Source organism: Aeromonas sp. QDB11, from assembly GCF_027705265.1.
Taxonomy (GTDB): domain Bacteria; phylum Pseudomonadota; class Gammaproteobacteria; order Enterobacterales; family Aeromonadaceae; genus Aeromonas; species Aeromonas allosaccharophila.
The window spans coordinates 1-22,624 of the sequence record NZ_JAPDBM010000043.1; the positions used below are offsets into that span (position 1 = coordinate 1).

Annotated in this window: 17 protein-coding genes and 1 other RNA gene; 3 read left to right on the forward strand and 15 right to left on the reverse strand. The window is 56.6% G+C overall.

The window, feature by feature from the left end; genetic code table 11:
• Window positions 1–43: 43 nt before the first annotated feature.
• From OKC40_RS14690 to OKC40_RS14710, 5 genes are all read right to left on the reverse strand, one after another.
• Window positions 44–487: a hypothetical protein gene (locus tag OKC40_RS14690; protein WP_270795692.1), complete on the reverse strand. Its 444-nt coding sequence runs from the start codon at window positions 485–487 to the stop codon at window positions 44–46.
• A gap of 41 nt (window positions 488–528) precedes the next feature.
• The gene (locus OKC40_RS14695) at window positions 529–1,098 is read right to left on the reverse strand and encodes a hypothetical protein (protein WP_139730305.1); all 570 of its coding nucleotides are present in this window, start codon (window positions 1,096–1,098) and stop codon (window positions 529–531) included.
• Between the two features lie 219 nt (window positions 1,099–1,317).
• Complete coding sequence (locus OKC40_RS14700; RefSeq protein WP_182969088.1) at window positions 1,318–2,574, reverse strand: PDDEXK-like family protein; 1,257 nt, start codon at window positions 2,572–2,574, stop codon at window positions 1,318–1,320.
• Between the two features lie 5 nt (window positions 2,575–2,579).
• Window positions 2,580–3,959: a restriction endonuclease subunit S gene (locus OKC40_RS14705; RefSeq protein ID WP_270795693.1), complete on the reverse strand. Its 1,380-nt coding sequence runs from the start codon at window positions 3,957–3,959 to the stop codon at window positions 2,580–2,582.
• A complete protein-coding gene (locus OKC40_RS14710; RefSeq protein ID WP_182969090.1) occupies window positions 3,956–5,932 on the reverse strand; it encodes a type I restriction-modification system subunit M in 1,977 nt (658 codons plus the stop codon). Before OKC40_RS14710 ends, OKC40_RS14705 begins: the two co-directional genes overlap by 4 nt.
• Window positions 5,933–6,747: 815 nt before the next feature.
• Between OKC40_RS14710 and OKC40_RS14715 the strand changes: the two genes are divergently transcribed.
• Window positions 6,748–9,363, forward strand: coding sequence for a phage/plasmid primase, P4 family (locus OKC40_RS14715; RefSeq protein WP_182969091.1), 2,616 nt, complete (start codon window positions 6,748–6,750; stop codon window positions 9,361–9,363).
• A gap of 159 nt (window positions 9,364–9,522) precedes the next feature.
• Here OKC40_RS14715 and OKC40_RS14720 read toward each other — a convergent pair whose 3' ends face one another.
• The 10 genes from OKC40_RS14720 to OKC40_RS14765 form a co-directional block, all read right to left on the reverse strand.
• On the reverse strand, window positions 9,523–10,365 hold the full coding sequence (locus OKC40_RS14720) for an OST-HTH/LOTUS domain-containing protein (protein WP_182969092.1): 843 nt from the start codon (window positions 10,363–10,365) through the stop codon (window positions 9,523–9,525).
• A gap of 88 nt (window positions 10,366–10,453) precedes the next feature.
• Window positions 10,454–11,572, reverse strand: coding sequence for a site-specific integrase (locus tag OKC40_RS14725; RefSeq protein ID WP_182969093.1), 1,119 nt, complete (start codon window positions 11,570–11,572; stop codon window positions 10,454–10,456).
• Window positions 11,573–11,656: 84 nt separating this feature from the next.
• Window positions 11,657–11,753: signal recognition particle sRNA small type (gene ffs / locus OKC40_RS14730), an RNA gene on the reverse strand.
• Window positions 11,754–11,855: 102 nt separating this feature from the next.
• Window positions 11,856–12,644: a sulfite exporter TauE/SafE family protein gene (locus OKC40_RS14735; protein ID WP_270795695.1), complete on the reverse strand. Its 789-nt coding sequence runs from the start codon at window positions 12,642–12,644 to the stop codon at window positions 11,856–11,858.
• Between the two features lie 106 nt (window positions 12,645–12,750).
• Window positions 12,751–14,187 carry an arginine-ornithine antiporter gene (arcD, locus tag OKC40_RS14740; RefSeq protein ID WP_270795696.1) on the reverse strand — a complete coding sequence of 479 codons (1,437 nt, stop codon included), beginning with the start codon at window positions 14,185–14,187 and terminating at the stop codon, window positions 12,751–12,753.
• A gap of 358 nt (window positions 14,188–14,545) precedes the next feature.
• On the reverse strand, window positions 14,546–15,325 hold the full coding sequence (locus tag OKC40_RS14745) for an SDR family oxidoreductase (RefSeq protein WP_270795697.1): 780 nt from the start codon (window positions 15,323–15,325) through the stop codon (window positions 14,546–14,548).
• Window positions 15,326–15,376: 51 nt separating this feature from the next.
• Window positions 15,377–16,297 (reverse strand): 3-hydroxyisobutyrate dehydrogenase, encoded by a 921-nt coding sequence (mmsB, locus tag OKC40_RS14750; protein ID WP_270795699.1) that lies wholly within the window; start codon window positions 16,295–16,297, stop codon window positions 15,377–15,379.
• Window positions 16,298–16,348: 51 nt separating this feature from the next.
• Window positions 16,349–17,461: an enoyl-CoA hydratase/isomerase family protein gene (locus OKC40_RS14755; protein WP_270795701.1), complete on the reverse strand. Its 1,113-nt coding sequence runs from the start codon at window positions 17,459–17,461 to the stop codon at window positions 16,349–16,351.
• A gap of 18 nt (window positions 17,462–17,479) precedes the next feature.
• On the reverse strand, window positions 17,480–18,262 hold the full coding sequence (locus OKC40_RS14760) for an enoyl-CoA hydratase (RefSeq protein ID WP_042062702.1): 783 nt from the start codon (window positions 18,260–18,262) through the stop codon (window positions 17,480–17,482).
• Window positions 18,263–18,397: 135 nt separating this feature from the next.
• On the reverse strand, window positions 18,398–19,555 hold the full coding sequence (locus OKC40_RS14765; protein ID WP_270795703.1) for an acyl-CoA dehydrogenase family protein: 1,158 nt from the start codon (window positions 19,553–19,555) through the stop codon (window positions 18,398–18,400).
• Window positions 19,556–19,873: 318 nt separating this feature from the next.
• On the opposite strand from OKC40_RS14765, the gene OKC40_RS14770 reads away from it, so the two are divergent.
• Together OKC40_RS14770 and OKC40_RS14775 are read left to right on the forward strand one after the other, a co-directional pair.
• Window positions 19,874–21,016, forward strand: coding sequence for an isovaleryl-CoA dehydrogenase (locus OKC40_RS14770; RefSeq protein ID WP_270795705.1), 1,143 nt, complete (start codon window positions 19,874–19,876; stop codon window positions 21,014–21,016).
• Window positions 21,013–22,614: a carboxyl transferase domain-containing protein gene (locus OKC40_RS14775; RefSeq protein ID WP_270795707.1), complete on the forward strand. Its 1,602-nt coding sequence runs from the start codon at window positions 21,013–21,015 to the stop codon at window positions 22,612–22,614. The genes OKC40_RS14770 and OKC40_RS14775 overlap by 4 nt, the downstream gene beginning before the upstream one ends.
• The last annotated feature ends 10 nt before the right edge of the window (window positions 22,615–22,624 follow it).

Below are 22,624 nucleotides of genomic sequence, written 5' to 3' on the forward strand. Positions count from 1 at the left end.
CTCCTGCATGGAGACGCGATTAGATCACAGACGATCTGCCTGTTCAAATTTCATTAACAAAGTGCGATCCCGCCCTGTCATAACCATGGGGGCTATAAACCAACTCGGGCACCACCCGCAGCCGGTTGGCTTGATAGCGAGCCAGCAGTTCTGGATTCAAGTCATGATCAGGCTTGAAGCTGGCGACCTTGAGTCGATGGCCGCGATCTTCAATCTGGTTACGCAGCAACCACAGGGTTCCCCCTTCGCTGCGTTTCAACTGACGTACCGCACCATCCAGCAGGTGGCGTTCCGGCTGCTCGCCGTAGGTCTTGCAGAATTTCTGCCACCCATCAGGCTGGCTATCTTGCACAAAGGCGATCAAGTCTTCCGGATAGAGTGCTCGCTCTTTGTCGTAGTGAGACGACTCACCCACCAGCCAGCCCGAAGCAGCCAGCTGTTCGATAATATGGTCTTGAAATGCCTTTTCCCGTGCTTTGTTATCCATTGTTATTCCAGTCATAAATAAAGATGGTCAACCAATATCGCTTAATCGTTCCTTCCCCAAGCGTCGTATTCCATGTTTGACAAACCATAAGTGCCGTGCCGAATTTTGGCTTGTGGTTTACCAAATCGGCCGATCTCTTCAGGTGCAGCGGTACGTGCCAAATAAGCGGCAATATCGGGATCGTGACAGGTATTTGGCAGCTTCACACCTGATGCACCCACAGGCCTTTTCGGGCAGCGTTGTTCCAGATGCTGTTTGTATTTCTTTTTACCAACGCTGACTTTGCAGTAAGGACAGATACATTGGCCCGGTGCAGCCTGGGACAACGAAGGGGCTGCCACCTCTTTCTGACTTTGGGTTGCGATAGAGGGATGCATCTTTTTGATATGTTTGTTGAGGTTCTTTTTGCCGACCTCAGTTTTGCAGTGCGGGCAAAGCATTCGGTCATTCGCAATAGGTGCCAAACTCTTGCTTTTTCTCGCTGCTGCTTTCGCCTTTTGGCTCTTTTCGCACTCCACTAGATGCTGCACTAACTGGGCGGGATCTACCGGTCTTTGGCAAAACTTACACTTTTTCGGAACAAACGCAGCAGAGCTAATGCTGGGTTTCATCGGCCCTAATCGGGGGGCAAACGTCCGCGGCTCACGAGTGGTGAGTGGTATTGGTTCGTTATGACTGGGAGAAAGCTCTCGGCGAGCGGCTTTCCAATTGTGTTTGGTCACCAAGTGGACAAACAACTCATCCTCGCGAACAACCTGTTGGCATTGATTGCAAACCAGCTCCCGTATCATCGCATCCCTCTCTACTCAACTAATCAACTCGTATGCCCATCACGACAACGTCTCAATCGCCTTGTCCATGGTCACTTTCAGCAAGGGCCAGTCGTGTGACCAAAAATGCTGTAGCTTCTTGCTGATCTGCTTTGTGCATTCCTCCTCGTCAGGGTCATCGCCAAGGTACTTTTTATCGAGCAAAGGCAGTGAATAAACTTGGCTCCATTGTTGGCTGTGTCGTAGTTTTCTCTTCGCCAGAGAAGCAACCTCGCTCTGCTCTACGCAGTTAAACAGATGCTCTCGTAATGCCGCATCACTGCTTGGGCCAATCAGCAGTTTCAGCACCAATTTGTCGGTATCGCTAAAAATCTCAAACAACACCACACGACCACTCTTGGTCCAGCCAGATGACAGCATTCCTTTACCATCATCCCAAGGTAAGTAGGCGTAGCGTACTAATGACCGGGTCTCACTATCGATCTCCCAACCGTGCTGCTCTGCAACAAGAGCGATAACATCTTTCGCCCAATCCCGGCGCTCGGTTCGGCCATCGCCATCAGCAGGTCTGTGCTCAAAAATCAGATCCAGGGCTTTCTGGTGCTTCTTGTAAATGCGGCGGCAGAGCTCCGCAATCTCGGTATCTTCCATAAAATATCGCTTGAATAGGGTGATGTAGTGCTCAATGCCGATACGGGCTGATGGCGGGATCTGGTGGCCATAATCGGTGACCAGTTCGCTCAGGCATTCAATTACCTGGGCATAGCTCAGGTTTAACCAGCCATTACGACTGGCCTCGCTGCCGTCAAGAGTCAAGAAGACAAAGACCTTGCGATGCTCGGGATAGCGGCGATGTACGGTCTGCTCATAACGTTCCAGCTGATTGCCATGCTCACCGGCATCAATCTTGTTCTCGATAACAAAGACCTGACGGTTTTGCTCGCTCACCAGCAGTAGATCGATACGATCTTGCTCGCGAAATACCTGCAGGTCGTCGTAATCGCAGAGATCGATATCTAGCAGAGAGACTTCGCCACCACGCCGATCCGGCAAGTCATAGAGCAACCTTGAAAGCAGCGACTCAAAGAAGTGAGAGCCCAAACCATGAGGCTCGCGGGGATTGAAGAGAGTGCCGAGAAAATGGGAGTGGCGGATCTCCTGACGCACCATCCCCATCGCTTCAAACAGATTGAACTCGGAGACCATCCCCCCCAGCTTATCGAGCTCCTTGCTATCGAAGATCAGCTCGGTCAGCCAGCGGTACTGCTCGTCATTGCTGGCTGGAGCAATGGCATCAGTCGCCTCGGTTGGCGGCATTGAACTCACGCTGCAGCCTCTTCTGCTGGCGGTGTCCAGCCCCGCAGATCGATCTTGCCGGTCACAGCGGCGGAGATCAGGGCGATGCGGCGTTCTTTTAGTAACTCAACTTGCCTGAAGGCAATATCCTGCCCTTTATCATAAAGACATAGTTGCCCAGATACATATATCTCCACTTTTCTCTGTTCATCTAGTGGGGGCACAGGAATAAACATCTCCCTTATGTGGTCTTGACCAATATTAGGATCTTTTCTAGTACCTTCAGCTGAAGCCATCCAAAAGGGTCGATAATATTCAGCAAACAAATTTAAATATTCAGGTAACAATCTGGAGTTTGGCAACACAGCACAAACTGCTTGGTTTGTTGTTGCAAGAGTTTTCAACAATGCATGTTTCCCAATACTTCCTGCGCCACCATACATTGAGATAAGCACACTTCCTATTGGTAGAAGTGTACAAGCAGTGTCTTTAATTGCCCTTTCGGTTATTTTCACTGGAACATCAATCAGTGTGCCATTGTTTAAGTCCGTAGTTCTAACCCACGGATACTCACCACCATCATAATACTTTTCTGGTTCAGAGGTATTCGGTGTTGACCCACTTGTAGTTTGAGCCACCCACTTCAACTTTGTTAGTTGCCAATGCTTCGGTACTTGGCCGAGCCACTCGATGCCGGAGTCTTTCATGGGGGCATCGGGGTTCAGTCCCTTGGTGACGGCGTGGGAGATCACCGCCTGCTGCTTCTCTTTCAGCAGTTCGATCAGCCGCTGCTGCTTGGCAATAAGTTGATCAATCCGAGCGGTTTCGTAGTCAAGGAATTCAAAAATCTTACTCTGCTCCTGTTTGCTGGGTAGCAGTAGTTCAATCAACTTAAATTCATCAGGATCTAAATCCCACTGATTTACTCTAATCCCCTTTGAACGACTCATATACTGAGTGATATAAATTGGGTTTCTCAGCAGGTAATGAACATATCTCGGGTGTGCCAACTCAAATAATTTATTGTTTGGCTCGTAGACAAAGTATGCAGGGCTAATGATCCCCTCATACTCCGAGATTGCGATGGAACCTTGCCAGGCCTTCATCTTATTCATAACCAAGTCGTTAGGACGAACCAGTTGATATGGCGCAAGATCATCCGATTCTTTATTATTATTGTCATCTCGGCTGGATTTTGGAATAACACCATAATCTCGATATACGGAGAGCAACTCTTTCTCGCTATGCCCCGTTCTCTTGATACGTGAAAACAACCGGCCCACCGGAATAGTGAGCCACTCGTTCGGAATATATTCCAACCACTCCACTCCCGAATCCTTATATTTCGGATAAGGATGATACTTGCCAGCCAACTCTTTCTGCTGGGTTTCCACTGCCTGACTCATGAATGCACCTCCGCCAGCAGCTGCATAATCTCTTTGGCAACAGCATCGAGATCTGCATCGATAGCCGCCAAATCGCGGGGCGGCTGATACTGGTAGAAGTGGCGGTTAAAGGGGATCTCGTAGCCAACGATACCTACCTGCCCGTCCAGCGGGTCGGTCTTACTAGTGTCGATCCAGGCATCCGGCACATGGGGCAGCACCTCACGCTGCAGATATTCGTAAATGTCTTCCCCCAGCGGCACATTTTCGTTATCCCGCAGATCCGGGTTGGCTTCAGGCTCACCTTTGCTTTTACACACTTCGGCGGCGTCATCCTGCTCAGCCAGATGGTTCACCAGCAGCTTAAAGGCCGGTGCTGGCAGCTTGGCCTCACCCAGCAGCTTGGTCAGCTGCTTTTTGAACTTGTCGCGGGAGAGCAACTTGGCTTCTGGGAACTGGCCCAAGGCAGTCACGATGGCGGACTGCAAAGTGCCATCGAGCTTGGCCCATCCTTTGTCGGCAGTGAGGCTGGCAAGGCGCTCGGCATCCTGCGGATAGAACGCCAGTTTCAGCGGCCGCTCGATGGTCAGGCGGCGATAGCCAAAGGCCGTGGTGGGGAAGATTTTGGCGATCGTACTCTCTTCGTAGCGGCTGTAGAGGCTAACGATCTCGCTTAACGCCTCATCGCTCAGCTGCTTGCGTTTGGAACCCAACGATTTACGCATCGGGCTGTGCATATCGCTGGCATTGATCAGCAGCACCTTGCCCTTACGCTCGGCCGGTTTGTGGTTGGAGAGCACCCAGATATAGGTGGCGATGCCGGTGTTGTAGAACATATCGGTGGGCAGGGCCACCAGCGCATCCAGCAGGTCGTGCTCGAGGATATAACGGCGGATCTCGCTCTCGCCACTGCCTGCCCCACCGGTAAAGAGCGGTGAGCCGTTGAGGATAATTCCGATCTTGGAGCCCACACACTCGGCCGAGGGTTGCTGCATCTTGGCGATAAGGTGCATCAGGAACAGTAAGGAGCCGTCAGATACCCGTGGCAAGCCTGGGCCAAAGCGGCCGTTAAAGCCCAGCTTGGTCGATTCATCCCGCACCTGTTTTTCGACCTTTTTCCAGTCCACCCCGAATGGCGGGTTAGAGAGGCAGTAATCGAAGGTCTTGAAGGGCAGCTGATCATCGGAGAGGGTATTGCCCAGCTTGATGTTGCTGATCTCCTGCCCCTTGATCAGCATGTCGGCCTTGCAGATGGCGTAGGACTCGGGGTTGAGCTCCTGACCGAAGGTGGCCAGCCGTGCGGCGGGGTTCAGTTCGTGCAGATACTCCATGCCGCAAGAGAGAAAGCCACCGGTCCCCGCGGTGGGGTCATAGATGGAACGCACAATGCCCGGCTTGCCGAGAGCCTCATCATCACCGGCAAACACCAAGGAGGTGGTGAGCCGCACGATATCGCGAGGGGTAAAGTGCTCACCGGCTGTCTCGTTGGAGCTTTCCGCAAAGCGGCGGATCAGCTCTTCAAACACCAGACCCATGTGGTAGTTGTCCACCGCTTCCGGGGAGAGATCCACGTTGGCAAAGGAGCGAACCACCTTGTAGAGCAGGTCGGCATCTTCCAGCAGGTTGATGCTGGCATCGAAGTTGAAGTGCTCGAAGATCTCACGAGCATCCTTGGAGAAAGCCCGCACGTAGGCATCTAGGTTATCACCCACATGGGTTTCACCCAGCTTGGCCAGTTCCAGCGGGGAGCTGTTGTAGAAGGCGTGGCCGCTGGCATTGAGCAGCAGCTTCTCTTTGGCCAGCTCCGGCATGGCTTTGGTGGTATCTACCATGGCCAGCACCTGGGCCTTGCTTGGTGCAAGCACACACTCAAGACGACGCAGTACGGTAAAGGGCAGGATGATGCGGCCATACTGGGACTGTTTGAAATCACCGCGAAGCAGGTCGGCAACCGACCAGATCAGGCTAGCCAGGGAAGAGATATTGGTGGTCATTGGGATTCTCAAAACATGGGGAACTGCCGAGGCATATTCAGGACCAAACGGAAATGCGGGCAGTTTACCACAGGGGACTGGCTATGGGCGTGATCCCAACCGTTATCCTCAACCCTTTCTTCCCCACTTTGGTCACCAAACCGAATACCCTGCCGTATTTTCATACTGACACGCCGATTTTGTGCTGACCTACATCCCCATTAACAAAGCGAAATCAGCCTTAAAAGACATACCCTCTGCCGATTTTTGGGCTGATTAAGAGAACCTTTCATTTAGTTAACCACATGAAAAAGTTAAGAAATATGCTTAAAAACTGGCACATAAACCTGAGGGCTTACATCTCGTTTTGGCACGGGGAGAGTGTCGAATACATGGATAAAGCAGAAGGGACTCATAGGTGTAAGTTGAGGGGCTTCTACGGCTAAACCCTTACCCTAACTAGAACGCTGCATCTCGTTTTTGTATATGCAGCTTTTTTGAAGCCGAGCGAAGAAGGCTAGGATTATCAAATCTGACCTCAAATTGCAAACCCTCCGTTTCGGAGGTTTGATCTCAAAAACAGTATAAAGGCAGCAAAAGCAATGCTTTCACTCTTGTTGTGTATCCATCCCTGAGTATATTTCGACCTTGTGTTGGGTAATTTACGTCCCCGTGGCCATGAAGCCAGCTCCCATGATGGATTCCTGGTGGCCACTACCTCAGCATCTGGCAACCCTTTGTTCGAACGTAGACGGACCGCCGATCAGCCTTTGAGATGGCAGATCTAGCCAGTCAAACAATGAGTTATTAATTGATTGTCAAACTGGAGAGAAATCATGTCTCAACATACAAATTGCGATCTCGAGTTCGCTTTGGCCGAAGCTGGCTACCCGCTCAACTTCGAACTTGCCGATATCAAGGCTAAATTCTCTATTCTTGATGTCACTTCAGCCCTTACAGGGCAAGACGTAGAACAACTTGGTGAGATCTATCGACTGGATGATCGCAGTTGCCCACTGTGCGGACATAACGATTGTTTCACCTTATATCCTGAAACAAATAGCTTTCACTGTTTTAGCTGTGAAGAGAATGGTGATGTCCTCGACCTCATCGTCAAATACAAGCAAGCCCCAAATGTCTACGATGCTGCTCGCCTGCTGCTACTGGGAGAACTGGAGGCTAGTCCCACTACACCCAAGGTCGTACCTTTGGAACAACCGGTCTACACAGCTCCACCAGCTCGCCTGCAGGAGCTATTCAATCTGGCTGCCCGCCACTATCAAACTCGTCTGGACATTGAGGAGCTGGTGGAACTCCGTGGCCATTCTGAGGAGGTGCTAGTAGGGCTGGACATCGGTTTCTCCGGTGGCCTGAACAAAGCGTTGCGGGATGCTGGCTTTTCCCAAGAAGAAAGGCTGGCATCCGGTCTGGTCAAGCCCCGCAAGAATGCCCCTGACCAACTTCATGACTTCTTTCCGAGCGGTGTCTATGTGTTCCCGCACTTCGACCGCAACGGACAAGTCAGTCGCTTCACCTTCAAGGACCCAAACAAGCAGCACCAGTTCCAACTGCCGAGCCGAAACTGGCTTAACGGGGTTCAGTTCTACGGGGAAGAGAGTCTAAATGCCCCCGGCCCTGTCGCCCTGGTCGAGGGAGAGAATGACCGGCTGTCGCTGGTGGATGCCGGTTGGCCAGGTCCCGCACTAGCAACCATCGGGACACTGTCACAGGCCCAGTTGGAATGGCTTGGACGTGAACTGGCCGACCGAGATGTCATGACCTTCTTCGACACTGACGAAGCTGGCGACAAGTACCGCACCAAGGTGGCTCGGCTCGGCCTCAAACTGACTCAGGTCAAACTGCCAGATAGTGTGAAGGACATCGACGAGTATCTGCACGGCGACAATCCACTCCCTCTGCAGGAGCTGGTAGCAGCATTTACTCTGAGAGAACCTGTAGTTGAAGCCACGGGTACACAAGATGATGATCTGCAACCAGAATCCGTCACTATTGTCCCCCGTCAGTCCATCTTGGCAGTCGAGTTCCACGACAGCCGAAACGCTGAACGGCTTGTTGAACTATGCGGCCATGACCTCAAGTATGTGCCCGAGTTTGGCAGTTTCCTCTGTTTCAATGGGACCTACTGGGAACTAGACAACCAAACCCCTTTGCTCATGGCCAAACAAGTAGGAGAAGAACTCCACCAGATTGCAAAGCAGCTACTCGATACAGCCAAAGAGAAGGATGACGAGAAGGCTATGGAATGGGGCAAGATGGTTCGCAGCTATGGCACCCGTTGCCTCAGTCGGGCGAGCATCCAGAACATGCTGGAGTTAGCCAAACCGATGCTGCAGATAAAACTCGCCGAGCTCAACGCCAACCCCATGCTACTTGGTGTCGGTAACGGGGTTATCGATCTGAACTCTGGATGTTTCCTTGCTGCTCGCCGAGCCCATTTGCTGACCAGTGCCAGCCCTGCTGTCTATATCTCGGGGGCTACTTGTCCACGCTGGGAGCAATTCATCAGTGAAATCACCTGTGGAGATACCGAACTGGCCACCTTCCTGCAACGCTGTGTGGGCTACTGGATAACGGGCCGTACCGACGAGCAATTGTTGTTCTTCCTCTATGGTAATGGCTGTAATGGTAAGAGCACCTTCATGTCGGTCATCCAGCAACTGCTCGGGGACTATAGTCGGCAGATCAACAGTAACGTCTTGCTATTTAACCGCAATGCCAGCACCGGCCCGAACCCATCGTTGACCAAGCTGGTGGACGCCCGACTGGTAGTAGCTAATGAGCTACCAGAGGGCTCTCGCATGGATGAGAACCTAGTGAAAGCCATGACGGGTGACGACATCATTGTCGCTCGGGCCCCTTATGCCAAGAGCGAGATGGAGTTCCGTCCCCGCTTCTCACTTGTAATGGTGGGGAACCACAAGCCTGTGATCCGGGATACCAGTCCCGGCATGTGGCGACGGATGATGATGATCCCCTTCAATGCAGCATTTACGGGAGAGCAATTAGACCCGTACTTGATGCAGAAGCTTCAGGATGAACTGCCAGGTATCTTGAACTGGGCCATCCAAGGCACCCAGATGTGGCTGGCACAAGGGCTGAAACGGTCGATGCCAGCAAGCATCAAGGCCGATGTCGAGAGCTACCGTGCCGAATCCGATCTGGTGGGAAGCTTTTTGGAAGAGTGCACTCAGCCAAGCAGTGACTACAAGTGCACAATGGACGAGATCTACGCTTCTTTTAGCCGCTGGGCTCAGCAGAACGGAGAGTGGACCATGAGTAAAATCATCCTCAAGAAAAAACTTGTGGATAAGGGGTTCGAAGCAACACGCTACCGTAACAAGGCTGCAATTATTGGGATTGTGTTACGGGATGATGCATTTGATGCTTATCCAAGTGCATCCCCCACGCTCCGTCTTGCATCAAATCAATAATATTTTCGGGGCCTGCGGGCCCCTTTTCGTTGTCGGTTATGGTCCACATCACTACCCCATACTGAGGCGGTACTCCGTGATCCTTCACCGTCATAACGTAAGCTATGGAAATCTGTATCGATGGGATGATTGTTGCTAAACCATCATTGCTATATCAATTTAGGTTCGGCGTGTGCGATACCAAGTCACTCCACCTGTGGGAGATAGCCGCTTGTCTACTTCGAAGAGCTGGGAACAATGAATGACCTCCCGCCAACTACTACATCCGTACAGCTTTGGAGATAAGTCTGGCCACCGTTGACCAATGCTATAAATGGCTTCGTTTAACTGTACCCAGCCGTTCTTGGCTAAGGAATGCTCTGCAAATTTTAGCTGTTGGATAATGGTGGTATTTTCCCAATTCTCGACAGGTTCACCCGGGATGATGCCGTACAAATAGAGACTCTCTCCGACAGGTGAGTTAATAAATTCAAGCAGTCTCTTCTTACTTTCTTCAAAAGCGATCAGGAGGGATTGTAGCGTATCCCTATTGCTCTTGATGGTGCTTGCTGCAGTAGACAGATAACTGATTGCCTCTTGGCAACTGGCCTCCGAGTTCAACGTAAAGCGTGACAGGAAATGATGCACCAGCTCATTTCGCAACTCGACCAATTGTTTGAGCTTTTCGCTCATCCATTCCCCGTCTTCCAGACCAACGCTGATGCTGATGTACGCTCGGTTGTGTAGGGCATCATCAATTTCTTGCTCATCGCCCAGCGTAATTCTCTGGCTCCACTGACCAACCAAATGCCCCAGCGTCTTTCCAACTAAAAACTGGCGATAGCGTTCAATGTTGCCAACCAGCTCATCCGAAAATCCGCTCACCTTCATAGTGGGCAGGGCTGCTTTGAGCATCAATTCAAACTGCTGTAGCTGGAGGAGACATCGCCCGTACTCCAACGCAATTTGCTCTTTCAAGTCATTCAAATCAGATTGTGCCGTGTCAGGCCTATTGTGTTCCAACGGAGCTCTTCCTTGTGCTCATTAGCATCCAGCTAATAGTGGCTATTTGAGTTGAAGTACCTATTAGATGTTCACCAATGTAACGCGTTCATAGTGCAGCTTCGATAGCGGCTTGTAACTTCTCAACTGCTACCCCACCACCATATCGGTCATAACTGATCGCTCCGTTGGTATGACCCAAGATCGCGGCAGCAAATTGAAGAGGAATACCTTTATCTTTCAGAATTGTCGCTACCGTATGTCTCAAACTGTGGAAATCTTTAGGCACCGGCCGGTTGCGGCTGAACCACTGCCCCCAAAGGTGGCTGTAGCCGTCTTGGCGATGGGGCAGTTCGACGAAGAGCCTTCCCCCCACCCTCTCTTGCACAAATGCTAGGAAGCCAGCCTCCAGCACCGCCGAATGGATCGGAATGAGCCGTTTGCTGTTGTCTGTCTTGAGCTTCTGGTCTGGTCTACCTGCCTGCACTTTGATACACCAGATGTTATCCACCAGCACAACATCATCGGCATAGAGCTGGCAGATCTCGTTGGCTCGTGCCCCCGTGTAGAGCCCCAACAGGGCTATCCAGCGGCGATAGGGCTCCTGCCTTTTCGCCCATTGGACGAACCTCTGCCTCTCCTCCATCGTGTAACCACTTCTGGCCTTGGTCTCTTTGACCCGCTGCAACTTGAGCCCAGCGAAATGGTTGACGATCCCCTCCTGATGGTTAGCCAGCCAGCTAAACAACAGGGAGAGCTTCTGGAGGTACTTGTTGATGGTGGCCGGACTCTTACCCGAGTTCAGTAGCCCATCCTTGAACATGACCACGTCAGCCTTGCTGTAGCCGGTCACAGGGCGATCCCCCAGTGCCTCGATAAAGGAGCCGAGATAGTTTTTCTGGTTCTTTCGCTCTTTGGGAGCCCAGGATAGGGCCTTCTCCTTCTGATAGCGGTCACTCAGGACTGACAGGAGCGAAGCAAGCGGTTTAACCGCCCGAGCTACCGGCTTGGTGCTCGATTGATTTGGTGGGGTCTCTGATGCCTCAGCAGGCTCAACGCCAGATTTCGGTCTGGAACGCACGCAGGCAAGCAACTGGGCAACCTTGCTTCGTGCACAAAGCTTGTCTCGGGTATGGAGGGATTTTTTGATCTCTTTACGACGACCACAGGGGAGCGTGGTGACTTTCCGGTAATACCAGATGCCGTGGGGACTGAGCCAGAGATTCATCGATGAGCTCCTCGTCGTCCACACAAAGTGGATGACCAAGGGCTTTAGGAAGCTAACTTATTGAATTGCAGAAACAAGTGGTGGCCCTACCAGCCACATCCCGGCACTCGAGTCCCCCGCCTTGGCTGCTACCTTCCGGTCCTGACCAGGTTGACGAGTTATCAATGCGAGAGGACCAATAGGACCACCGGCGAGGAGAATAGGCAAACTAGCCTCTCAATGCAATGGCTTTCTGCCCTCCAACAGTTCGTTTGCCTTATTTTTCAACAATCTGCCGAATGAATCAGCTAAACAGCATAAATTTGGCACCGACCAGCAGCATCAGCAGGGCAAATGCCTGCTTGAGGCGTTTTGGTGACAGGCGGTGTGCCAGCTTGGCGCCAATGCGGGCGAACTGGGTACTGGTCAGCACAATGCCCAGCAGAGCGGGCAGATAGATGTAGCCAACACTCCACTCGGGCAGATCGGCATGATCCCACCCCGCATAGAGGTAGCTCAGGCTCCCCGCCAGGGCGATAGGCATGCTGCAAGCCGCAGAGGCCGCCACCGCATTGCGCATCGGCACCGAGTTCCAGCTCAGATAAGGGACGGTGAGCGAGCCACCGCCAATGCCAAACAGCGCCGACATCCAGCCGATAAGGGTGCCGGCGATGCCTGTGCCGAGCGGCCCCGGCATATGGCGCTCCGCTTTGGGCTTGAGGTTGAGCCCCATCTGCAGCGCCATGCTCCAGGCGAAACAACCGATGATGACATTAAGGGTGCTGGTACTGAGCAGATTGGCAGTCATGCCACCAAGCCAACCCCCGATCAGCATGCCAGCGCCGAGTCGGCGGATCATCACCCAGTCGACGGCGCCCGCCTCCTGATGGGCTCGCAACGAGCTGAAACCGGTGAAAATCATGGTGGGCAGCGAGGTGCCGAGAGCCAGATGGGTGATGATGTCCGGGTCGACGCCCTGGGCGTGAAAGGTCATGACCAGCACGGGCACAATGATGAGACCGCCGCCGATCCCGAACAGTCCCGCCAGCATTCCGGCGAATGCCCCCAGCAGGAGGTAACCCATAAACAGCATAAAAATTCCTGTCTTAAACGGAAAATGGCCACACCGGCCAGATAACAGATCAATATCAGCATGAAAAAAAAGAGATGGCGCGAGGGCCATCTCTTCATTGTGCCGGTTAGTGCAGTGGAATGGTACCGTCCATCACCTTGTAGAAGGCCAGCACGGCGCAGCCGAGCAGGGCCGCCGTCATCCCCTGCTCCAGCCGGTTAAGGCCGCGCAGACCGTGATGCTGACGCGCCTTCCAGTAGATGAAGATGCCCGGGCTATAGAGCAGCGCCACCAGCAGCAGGTATTCGGCACCGGCAGCATAGACCAGCCAGCAGCCGTAGACGGTTGCCAGCAGGGCCAATAGCAGATCACGCTTGCGCTGATGGGGTTGACCCTCATAGGTCTCCCCTTTCAGTGCTAGCTTCAGGCCATAAGCGCCGGAGAAGACATAAGGCACCAGCGCCGCCGAGGTGGCGATGTTGACCAGCGCCAGATAGGTGCTGTTCTGGAAGTAAATGATGATGAGGAAGGTCTGCACCAGACAGGTGGAGCACCACAGCGACACCTGCGGCGAGCCGTTCTTGTTCTCCTTGGCAAACCAGCCCGGGAACACGCCGGTCTTGCCTGCGATGTAGGGCACTTCCGCGGCCAGCACGGTCCAGCTCAGCAAGGCGCCCATCACCGACACTACCAGACCGATGTTGATAAGCCAGGCGCCCCAGGGGCCGACCACGGCTTCGAGGATCATGGCAGTCGAAGGGTTCTTGAGCGCCGCCAGTTGCGGCTGACTCATGACACCCAGAGAGAACAGGGTCACCATCACATAGAGCGTCAAGGCGCCGAGCAGCGCCAGCACGGTAGCGCGGCCCACATCCTTGCGATGACGGGCTCGGGCGGAGACCACCACGGCCCCTTCAATCCCGATAAAGACCCAGAGGGTCACCTTCATGGTGGACTTGACCTGATCCATCACGGAGCCCAGCTCCATGTTGTTCTGGCCCCAGATATCCAGGGTGAAGGTATCCATGTTGAAGGCCAGCAGGATCGCGACACAGAAGACGATGAGCGGCACCATCTTGGCGATGGTGGTGACGATGTTCACCAGCGCAGCGACCTGTACCCCGCGCAGCACCAGCGCATGCACCGACCAGATCAGGATGGACGCGAGAGTGATGGCGACCGGCGTATTGCCATCGCCGAAGATGATGTTGTCCGGCGTATCGAAGAAGTAGCTCAGGGCGCTGAACACCACGATGGCGTAGGAGACGTTGGCCAGCAACTGGCAGAGCCAATAACCCCAGGCGGCGTTGAAACCGATGAAATCGCCGAAACCGGCTTTGGCATAGCTGAAGATACCGCCATCGAGATCAGGGCGGCGCATGGAGAGGTTCTGGTAAACCAGTGCGAGACAGATCATGCCAAGGCCGGTGATGGCCCAACCCAGGGCGACCGCCCCGGCACTGGCATGCGCAGCAATGTTTTGTGGCAGACTGAAGACCCCGGCGCCGACCATAGAGCCGATCACCAGCGAAATGAGGGCGCCCAGCCCTAGTTTCTTGTCCATCTCAATCCTGTTTATTTAGGCGGCGGCAGAGCGTCCGTATTCATACTGCACGCAATATGGGAGGGGCTAGAAATCCTGACCCCGTGAAAAAGGCGGCAACTATATTGCATGACTATTCCGACCGCAATCCCTCGTCCCGTCAATCATGCACCGCCTTGACCGCGCGCAATTTTACAGCACTGACCCACATGGCCTGTGAGCTGGCTCAAATTAACCAAGACCCGTTGATATTTCTCATTTTTCTGCCAACGAGACCTGACTCGCATGGTCCCCATGCATCCCCATTCAGCCCCTTGCTGTATAAATAATCTGCATAAAAAAGCCCCGGTGGAAACACCGGGGCCCATGGTGTAAATCTCTATAAACGCAAACCGCCATCCAGTTCTATCATCCGTCCCGACAGATAGTCGTTGCCAAAAATAAAGCTCACCGTCTCGGCCAGCTGCTGCGCCTCGCCAAGGGTGCCGACCGGGATGGCCTGCTGCATCCGCGCCATCGCCTCCGGCTTCATCGCCGCCGTCATGTCGGTGGCAAATACCCCGGGGGCGATCCCCATCACCCGAATACCGTGACGGGCCAGCTCCCGCGCCCAGGTCACCACCAGCGAGGCAACCCCCGCCTTGCTGGCGGCATAGTTGCTCTGGCCGATATTGCCGGCGCGGGCGATGGAGGAGATGTTGATGATAACGCCCCCCTGCCCCCCATGCGCCATCAGCGCCGCCCCTTCACGACCGCAGAGGAAAGTTCCGGTGAGGTTGACGTCAATCACGCTCTGCCACTGGGCCAGCGTCATCTTCTCCACCAGCTCACCCTCTTTCACCTTGATCAGCATGCCGTCGCGCAAAATACCGGCGCAGTTGATGAGGCCATGCAGCACGCCAAAGCGCCCCTTGATGGCGGCAAAAACCGACTCAACCTCGACTTCGCTCGCCACATTGCAGACAAACAGCTCGCACTGGCTATCTTGATCGCACTGATCATTCTGACTGCGCACCATGGCGGCGGTCGCCTCCAGATCGGCGCGATTGATGTCGAGCAGCGCCAGCGTCGCCCCCTGTGCGCCCAGGGCCAACGCAATGGCCCGTCCCAAGCCACGTCCGGCGCCGGTAATAACGATGACCTTATCTTTGATATCCATCAATGCTCCTGTAGCTGGTCGAGGGGAGATGCTTTGAAGAGAGGTGGCCCGTCAGGCGGGATCCTGTTTATCGAGATAGAGTTCGACGATGCTGGAGAAATCCCGACTCCCCTGCCCCTGGGCGGCATGCAGGTTGAACAGGTTGCGCGCCAGCGCCCCCATGGGCACCGCACTGTGGCCATGCTCGGCCAGCGCCATGGCCAGCCCCAAATCTTTCACCATCAGGCGGGTCATAAAGCCCCCCTGATAGTTACGGGCGGCGGGCACATTCTCCATCACCCCGGGCCAGGGGTTGTAGCGCTCCAGACTCCAGTTGTTGCCCGAGCTCTTGCCCATGATGGTGGAGAGCACGGCGGGATCCAGCCCCTCCTTCACCCCGAGGGCCAGCGCCTCGGCGGTGCCCGCCATATGGATCGCAAGCAGCATGTTGTTGCACATCTTGGCGATCTGCCCTGCCCCCAGCGCCCCGGCGTGAAACAGGTTCTGCCCCATACAGGCGAGCAGAGGTTTTGCTGCCTCGAAATCCGCCCTATCGCCGCCGACGATAAAGGTGAGCGTCCCGGCGGCAGCACCGCTAACACCACCCGACACGGGAGCGTCGATAAAGCGCAAACCACGCGCGCGGGCCACCTCCCCGACCTGACGGGCAGAATCGACATCGATGGTGGAGCAGTCGATCACCAGTGCGCCAACCGGCAGGGCAGCCAGCAGATCCTGCCCGCCTCGCTCACCGGCGCTCTCGCCCAGCCAGAGGGCGCGCACATGCTCCCCCGCAGGCAGCATGCTGATCACCACCTCGCAGCCGGTCAGCGCCTCGCGGGCATCCCCCGCGGCGATGCAGCCAGCAGCAATGGCACGATCAATGTTTTCGGCAACCAGATCAAATACCTGCACCGTATGCCCGGCCTTGGCCAGATTGGCCGCCATGGGGCCCCCCATGTTGCCGAGCCCGATAAATCCTATCCTTGTCATCCCGCTTGCTCCTTGCGTTGCTGATGGCGGTGTGCGCCAGTTGCCAACCTGTTATTCCTTGCAGGTCAACGGATTGCTCCCCTGCGGCCAGCGGTAGAACTCGTCCAGCCACTCCCCCTCCGGTGGTAGCTGCTGCCAGCGGGGATCTTTATCCTTGTCGATCAGCAGTGCTCGCACCCCTTCCACAAAATCGCCCTTGAGCACGCAGTTGACCGAGAGGGTCAGCTCCTCGGCAAATACCTCGGCCAGGGAGTGGCGGCGAGCCTGCCAATATTGGCGCCACAAAATGGCGCGGCTGATGGGGCTGCCGGTGCGGCAGATCTGCTGCGCCTGCTGGAGCACAGCTTCATGTTCATCGAACTGGGCATCGAACAGTCGATCCAATACCCCTTGCAGCGCGCGCCCCGCCAGCAGGGCATCGATCCTCTGTTGATGGGGCAACAGCACTGGCGCTGGCAAGCGGGCCACCACCTCACGGTGCAACCCCCTCAGCAGCAGATCGATCTGCTCACGGGGATCACCATTGCCAGCCCAGTCGAGCACGGCGAGCCGTGACAGCAGCGCACTGCGCTCGCCACTGGCGATGGCGTGATCCGCCAGCCCAACCCCAAGGGCATCTGCGCCATTGAAGCGGGCACCAGTCAGACCGAGCCAGAGCCCGAGCCGCCTCGGCATCCGGCTTAAAAACCAGCTCGCCCCCACGTCGGGGTAGAGGCCGATGGTCACCTCCGGCATGGCGAACAGGCTTCGTTCGGTCACCACCCGAAAATCGGCTCCGGCAAACAGGCCAATGCCGCCCCCCATGCAGATACCGTCCGCCACGCAGATCAGGGGTTTGCGATAACTGTGGATGTGGTGGTCGAGCCGGTACTCCTGCTCGAAAAAGTCGCGGGCATAACCAAACAGTTCCGCCTCGCTCGCCTCCTGCTTGCGGTAATAGAAGGAGCGGATATCACCACCGGCACAAAATGCCTTTTCACCCGCCCCCTGCAGCAGCACACTGACGATGGCGGGATCCTGCTCCCAACAAGTCAGCGTCTGTTGCAGGATCTGGATCATCGGCAGGCTCAATGCGTTGAGAGACGCAGGGCTGTCGAGGGTCAACACCCCGATATGATGACCATCTTCGGTGGGATAGTAGCTAACCTTGACCAGCTCACTCATAAACGGCTCCGTATGGATTTATTCTGTTGGGCCATATTGCCAGCGTGGTGAGCGCTTCTCCAGGAAGGCAGCCACCCCTTCACGCTGGTTGGCATCGGTAAAGAGATCGAGAAACAGCGCCTGTTCAAGGGGCAGGGCCGCATCGCGCGGGCCACTGCGGCCCTGATTGATCAGGGTCTTGCAGGCGCGCAGGGCGCTCGGGCTCTGACGCTCCACCAGATGGGCCATCTGGTGCGCCGCCTCCCACGCCTGACCAGTTTTCACCACCTCCTCCACCAGCCCCATCTCGTAGGCCAGCGAGGCACTCACCTTCTCGCCGCAGAGGATCATCCGCTTGGCCCAGCCTGGCCCCACCAGCTCGGTCAGGCGCTGGGTGCCACCGGCACAGGGGAGCAAGCCGACCGATGCCTCCGGCAGTCCCAGCAGCGCCTGCTGCTCGGCGATGCGGATATCACAGGCCAGCGCCACTTCCAGCCCGCCCCCCATGGCATAGCCATTGATGGCGGCGATGCTGACCCCGTGAAAACGGGTCAGCGCCTCGAAGGCCTTGCCAAAGGCGTCGACCACCTGACGCGCCCGCTCGAGATCCCCCTCGACAAACATATTGAGGTCAGCACCGGCGCAGAAAAATTTGTCGCCCGCGCCGCGGATCACCAGCGCCACCACGTCGGGGCGGCTGTCGAGCTCCACCATCATCTGCAAAAAGGCCTGCAGGCTGGCGAGGGTCCAGGTGTTGGCAGGGGGATGGTCGAGGGTGATATAGGCAACGTGGCCATGATATTCGAGTCTGATCCTTGTCATAACATTGTCCTTGTCGATGAAGCTGCAGCCATGATGACAGGCTTGAATGACACCAACCTGTGGCTGGCTCACAAAGCCGAAACCGGCATGGTGCAAATCGGGTGGCAGGCAACACACCCTTGATGCGACCACCGGTTAGCCCAGCGACAAACCGGGCTCGGTCAGCAGACGGCGCGCGATGATGAGGCGCATCACCTCGTTGGTGCCCTCCAGAATGCGGTGTACCCGGGTATCGCGCAGATAGCGCTCGAGCGGATACTCGCGGATATAACCATAGCCGCCAAAGAGTTGCAGAGCCTCATCGCAGACTCGATAACCCACATCGGTGGCAAAACGCTTGGCCATGGCGCACCAGGCACTCTTGTCGGGCGCCCCACGATCCAGCTTGTCGGCGGCCTGACGTACCATCAGGCGAGCCGCCGCCAGCTCGGTCGCCATGTCGGCCAGGCGAAACTGCACACTCTGGAATTCGCTGATCGGGCGACCAAATTGCTGACGCTGCTGCACATAGGCCAGCGCATCATCCAGCGCCTGCTGGGCGGTGCCCACCGAACAGGTGGCGATATTGATGCGCCCCCCATCGAGGGCCTGCATGGCAAATTTGAACCCTTCCCCCTCCTCACCCAGCCGGTAGCTGGCGGGAATACGCACCCCGTTGAATACCACTTCCCGGGTCGGCTGACTGTTCCAGCCCAGCTTCTCTTCTGCCTTGCCATAACTCACGCCGAGGGTATCTGCCGGTACCATAAAGGCAGAGATACCTTTCGCACCTTCACCACCGGTGCGGGCCATCACCACCAGCACGTCGGTACTGCCCGCTCCCGAGATAAAGACCTTGGTTCCCTCGACAAGATAATTGTCGCCCTCACGCACCGCCCGGGTCTTGAGGGCCGCCGCATCAGAGCCCGCCCCGGGCTCGGTGAGGCAATAGGAGCCCAGCAATTCGCCGCTGGCCAGTTTGGGCACCCACACCTTGGCAACCTCGATGGGCAGCCAGCTACCCAGCATCCAGCTCACCATGTTGTGGATGGTCAGATACGCCGTGGTCGAGGTACAGCCCATAGCGAGGCGCTCGAAGATGAGGCTCGCATCGAGACGAGGCAGCCCCAATCCGCCAAACTGCTCCGGGGTATAGAGACTGCAAAAACCGAGTTCGGCCGCCTGCTTGATGGTCGGAATAGGAAACTCGTGCTCCTTGTCCCAGCGCGCAGCATGGGGTTTGAGCGCGTCGTCGGCAAAGGCGGCGGCCGCCTCCACATACGCCTGTTGATCATCGGTCAGGGTAAAATCCATCTTGTCGTTCGCTCCCTTGTTGCCCCGCGCTTATTGTCCCGCGCTTATTTTCCTGAGTTCGTGCTTTATGACGCGGCGCCCACACACTGGTCATTCGGATCTGCCACTATGGCGCTGTTGTCGTGGTAGCTGATGACACTCTCACTACCATCTCTCTATCGACACACAACAGATTAACAATTGATTTACGTTTACGCTAACGTAAACTTAAGGCAGAAGTGAAGTACAACAATGGACCGACCACTGCCAGCCGTGACGCCGAGTCAGCAGGTCGAGTCAACCTCCTACCCGACTGTCATATCCGCAAGGAGAGCATGGATGCAGATGGATGAGACCCTGAATGCCCTGACCGAACAGGTTGCGGCCTTCTGCCAGAAAGTGATCGCCCCGCGCGCCAGCGAGATCGATCAGAGCAACGCCTTCCCCCGTGATCTCTGGCCCCGGATGGGTGAGCTGGGTCTGCACGGCATCATGGTGGCAGAGGAGTATGACGGGGTGAACCTCGGCTATCTGGCCCACGTGCTGGTGATGGAGCAGGTAAGCCGCGCCAGCGCTTCGGTTGGCCTCTCCTACGGCGCCCACTCCAACCTCTGCATCAACCAGATCCACCGCCACGGCACGCCGGAACAGAAAGCCCGCTACCTGCCGCCGCTGGTGAGCGGCGAGCATGTGGGGGCGCTGGCCATGAGTGAGCCGGGCGCCGGCTCCGACGTGGTGAGCATGCGCCTCACCGCGGTGCGCGAAGGGGATCACTTCGTGCTCAATGGCAACAAGATGTGGATCACCAACGGCCCGGATGCCGACACCTTCGTCATCTATGCCAAGACCGATACCAGTGCAGGCCCCAAAGGAATTTCCGCCTTTATCGTCGAGGCAGGCACTTCCGGTTTCACCACCGCCCAGAAGCTCGACAAGCTCGGTATGCGCGGCTCCAGCACCTGCGAGCTGGTGTTTGACAACTGCCGGGTGCCGCAACAGAACCTGCTGGGCACCTTGCACGGCGGGGTCAAGGTGCTGATGAGCGGGCTCGACTACGAGCGGGTAGTGCTGGCGGCCGGTCCCCTTGGCATCATGCAGGCCTGCATGGACGTGGTGCTGCCCTATGTGCGCGAGCGCAAGCAGTTCGGTCAGGCTATCGGCGAGTTCCAGCTGGTGCAGGGCAAGCTCGCCGACATGTACACTCGTCTGGCCAGCAGCCGGGCGCTGGTCTACTCAGTAGCGAGTGCCTGCGATCAGGGTCGCACCAGCCGCAAGGATTGCGCCGCCGCCATCCTGTTTGCCGCCGAAAACGCCACCCAGATGGCGCTCGATGCCATCCAGCTGCTCGGCGGCAACGGCTACATCAACGAATACCCCACCGGCCGCCTGCTGCGGGACGCCAAGCTCTACGAGATCGGCGCCGGCACCTCGGAGATCCGCCGCTGGCTGATTGGTCGCGAGCTGATGGGAGAGAACGCATGAGCAGGATCCACTCCCGTCTCGACACGGCGAGCCCGGAATATGCGACCAATCGGGCAGCCATGCAGGGGCTGGTCGACGATCTCCATGCCCGCATTGCCGAGATCGCGCAAGGGGGGGGCGCGGCCAACAACGCCCGCCATCAGGCCCGCGGCAAGCTGCTGCCCCGCGAGCGCATCAATCAACTGCTGGACCCGGGCTCCCCGTTTCTCGAACTGTCGGCGCTGGCTGGCTGGCAGGTCTATGACGAGCCGGTGCCCGCAGCCGGCATCATCACCGGCATCGGCCGGGTCTCTGGGCACCTGTGCATGTTGGTGGTGAACGATGCCACAGTGAAGGGCGGCACCTACTACCCGCTCACGGTGAAAAAGCACCTGCGCGCCCAGGCCATCGCCGAGCGGCTGCGCCTCCCCTGCCTCTATCTGGTGGATTCCGGCGGTGCCTTCCTGCCGATGCAGGACGAGGTGTTCCCCGACCGGGATCACTTTGGCCGCATCTTCTACAACCAGGCCCGCATGTCGGGCCAGAACATTCCCCAGCTGGCGGTGGTGATGGGACTCTGCACCGCAGGCGGCGCCTATGTGCCCGCCATGGCGGATGAATCGATCATGGTCAGGGAGCAGGCCACCATCTTTCTGGCGGGCCCACCGCTGGTCAAGGCTGCCACCGGTGAGGAGATCAGCGCCGAGGCGCTGGGCGGCGCCGAGGTACACTGCGCCCACTCTGGGGTGGCGGATCACATGGCCCGTGACGATGCCCATGCGCTGGCCATCGCCCGCACGCTGGTTACTCATCTGGGTAACGAGCCGTTAGAGAGTAGCCCCGGCTACGAGCCCCCCTGCTACCCGATAGAGGATCTCTACGGTCTGGTAGGCACCAGTCTCAAACGCCCTTACGACGCGCGCGAGCTGATCGCCCGATTGGTGGATGGCTCGGACTTTGACGAATTCAAGGCGCTGTTCGGCACCACACTGGTGACCGGCTTTGCCCGCATTTGCGGCATGGAGGTGGGGATCCTCGCCAACAACGGCGTACTGCACAGCGACAGCGCCCAGAAGGGAGCGCACTTTATCCAGCTCTGTAACCGTCGCGCCATTCCGCTGATCTTTTTGCAGAACATCACCGGTTTTATGGTGGGAAGTAGCGCAGAAAAAGAGGGGATCGCCAAGCACGGCGCCAAGCTGGTCACCGCCGTGGCCTGCAGCCGGGTGCCCAAGGTAACGATCATCGTCGGCGGCAGCTTTGGTGCCGGTAACTACGGCATGTGCGGCCGCGCTTATGAACCCGATTTTCTCTTTAGCTGGCCCAACAGCCGCATCTCTGTCATGGGGGGAGAGCAAGCTGCCGGGGTGCTGGTGCAGGTACGTCGGGACAAGCTGGCAGCCGAGGGCAAGAGCCTGAGCGAGCAGGAGGCTGCCGCCATCCGCGCCCCGGTGATCGAGCAGTATGAGCGCCAGGGTCACCCCTACTACGCCAGTGCCCGCCTCTGGGATGATGGCGTCATCGACCCGGCCCAGAGCCGCACCGTGCTGGCATTGGCACTGGCCGCCTGTCAGGGTGCCCACATTGAACCCGAGCAGTACGGCATCTTCCGGATGTAAGGAGAAAAAC

What these genes read in the sequence shown, in the direction of transcription:
- OKC40_RS14760 (WP_042062702.1), bottom strand. Translation starts at nt 18,262, where the DNA reads ATGACAAGGATCAGACTCGAATATCATGGCCACGTTGCCTATATCACC.
- OKC40_RS14695 (WP_139730305.1), bottom strand. Translation starts at nt 1,098, where the DNA reads ATGAAACCCAGCATTAGCTCTGCTGCGTTTGTTCCGAAAAAGTGTAAG.
- OKC40_RS14700 (WP_182969088.1), bottom strand. Translation starts at nt 2,574, where the DNA reads ATGCCGCCAACCGAGGCGACTGATGCCATTGCTCCAGCCAGCAATGAC.
- OKC40_RS14735 (WP_270795695.1), bottom strand. Translation starts at nt 12,644, where the DNA reads ATGCTGTTTATGGGTTACCTCCTGCTGGGGGCATTCGCCGGAATGCTG.
- OKC40_RS14765 (WP_270795703.1), bottom strand. Translation starts at nt 19,555, where the DNA reads ATGGATTTTACCCTGACCGATGATCAACAGGCGTATGTGGAGGCGGCC.
- OKC40_RS14755 (WP_270795701.1), bottom strand. Translation starts at nt 17,461, where the DNA reads ATGAGTGAGCTGGTCAAGGTTAGCTACTATCCCACCGAAGATGGTCAT.
- OKC40_RS14710 (WP_182969090.1), bottom strand. Translation starts at nt 5,932, where the DNA reads ATGACCACCAATATCTCTTCCCTGGCTAGCCTGATCTGGTCGGTTGCC.
- OKC40_RS14775 (WP_270795707.1), top strand. Translation starts at nt 21,013, where the DNA reads ATGAGCAGGATCCACTCCCGTCTCGACACGGCGAGCCCGGAATATGCG.
- mmsB (WP_270795699.1), bottom strand. Translation starts at nt 16,297, where the DNA reads ATGACAAGGATAGGATTTATCGGGCTCGGCAACATGGGGGGCCCCATG.
- OKC40_RS14690 (WP_270795692.1), bottom strand. Translation starts at nt 487, where the DNA reads ATGGATAACAAAGCACGGGAAAAGGCATTTCAAGACCATATTATCGAA.
- OKC40_RS14715 (WP_182969091.1), top strand. Translation starts at nt 6,748, where the DNA reads ATGTCTCAACATACAAATTGCGATCTCGAGTTCGCTTTGGCCGAAGCT.
- arcD (WP_270795696.1), bottom strand. Translation starts at nt 14,187, where the DNA reads ATGGACAAGAAACTAGGGCTGGGCGCCCTCATTTCGCTGGTGATCGGC.
- OKC40_RS14705 (WP_270795693.1), bottom strand. Translation starts at nt 3,959, where the DNA reads ATGAGTCAGGCAGTGGAAACCCAGCAGAAAGAGTTGGCTGGCAAGTAT.
- OKC40_RS14770 (WP_270795705.1), top strand. Translation starts at nt 19,874, where the DNA reads ATGCAGATGGATGAGACCCTGAATGCCCTGACCGAACAGGTTGCGGCC.
- OKC40_RS14745 (WP_270795697.1), bottom strand. Translation starts at nt 15,325, where the DNA reads ATGGATATCAAAGATAAGGTCATCGTTATTACCGGCGCCGGACGTGGC.
- OKC40_RS14725 (WP_182969093.1), bottom strand. Translation starts at nt 11,572, where the DNA reads ATGAATCTCTGGCTCAGTCCCCACGGCATCTGGTATTACCGGAAAGTC.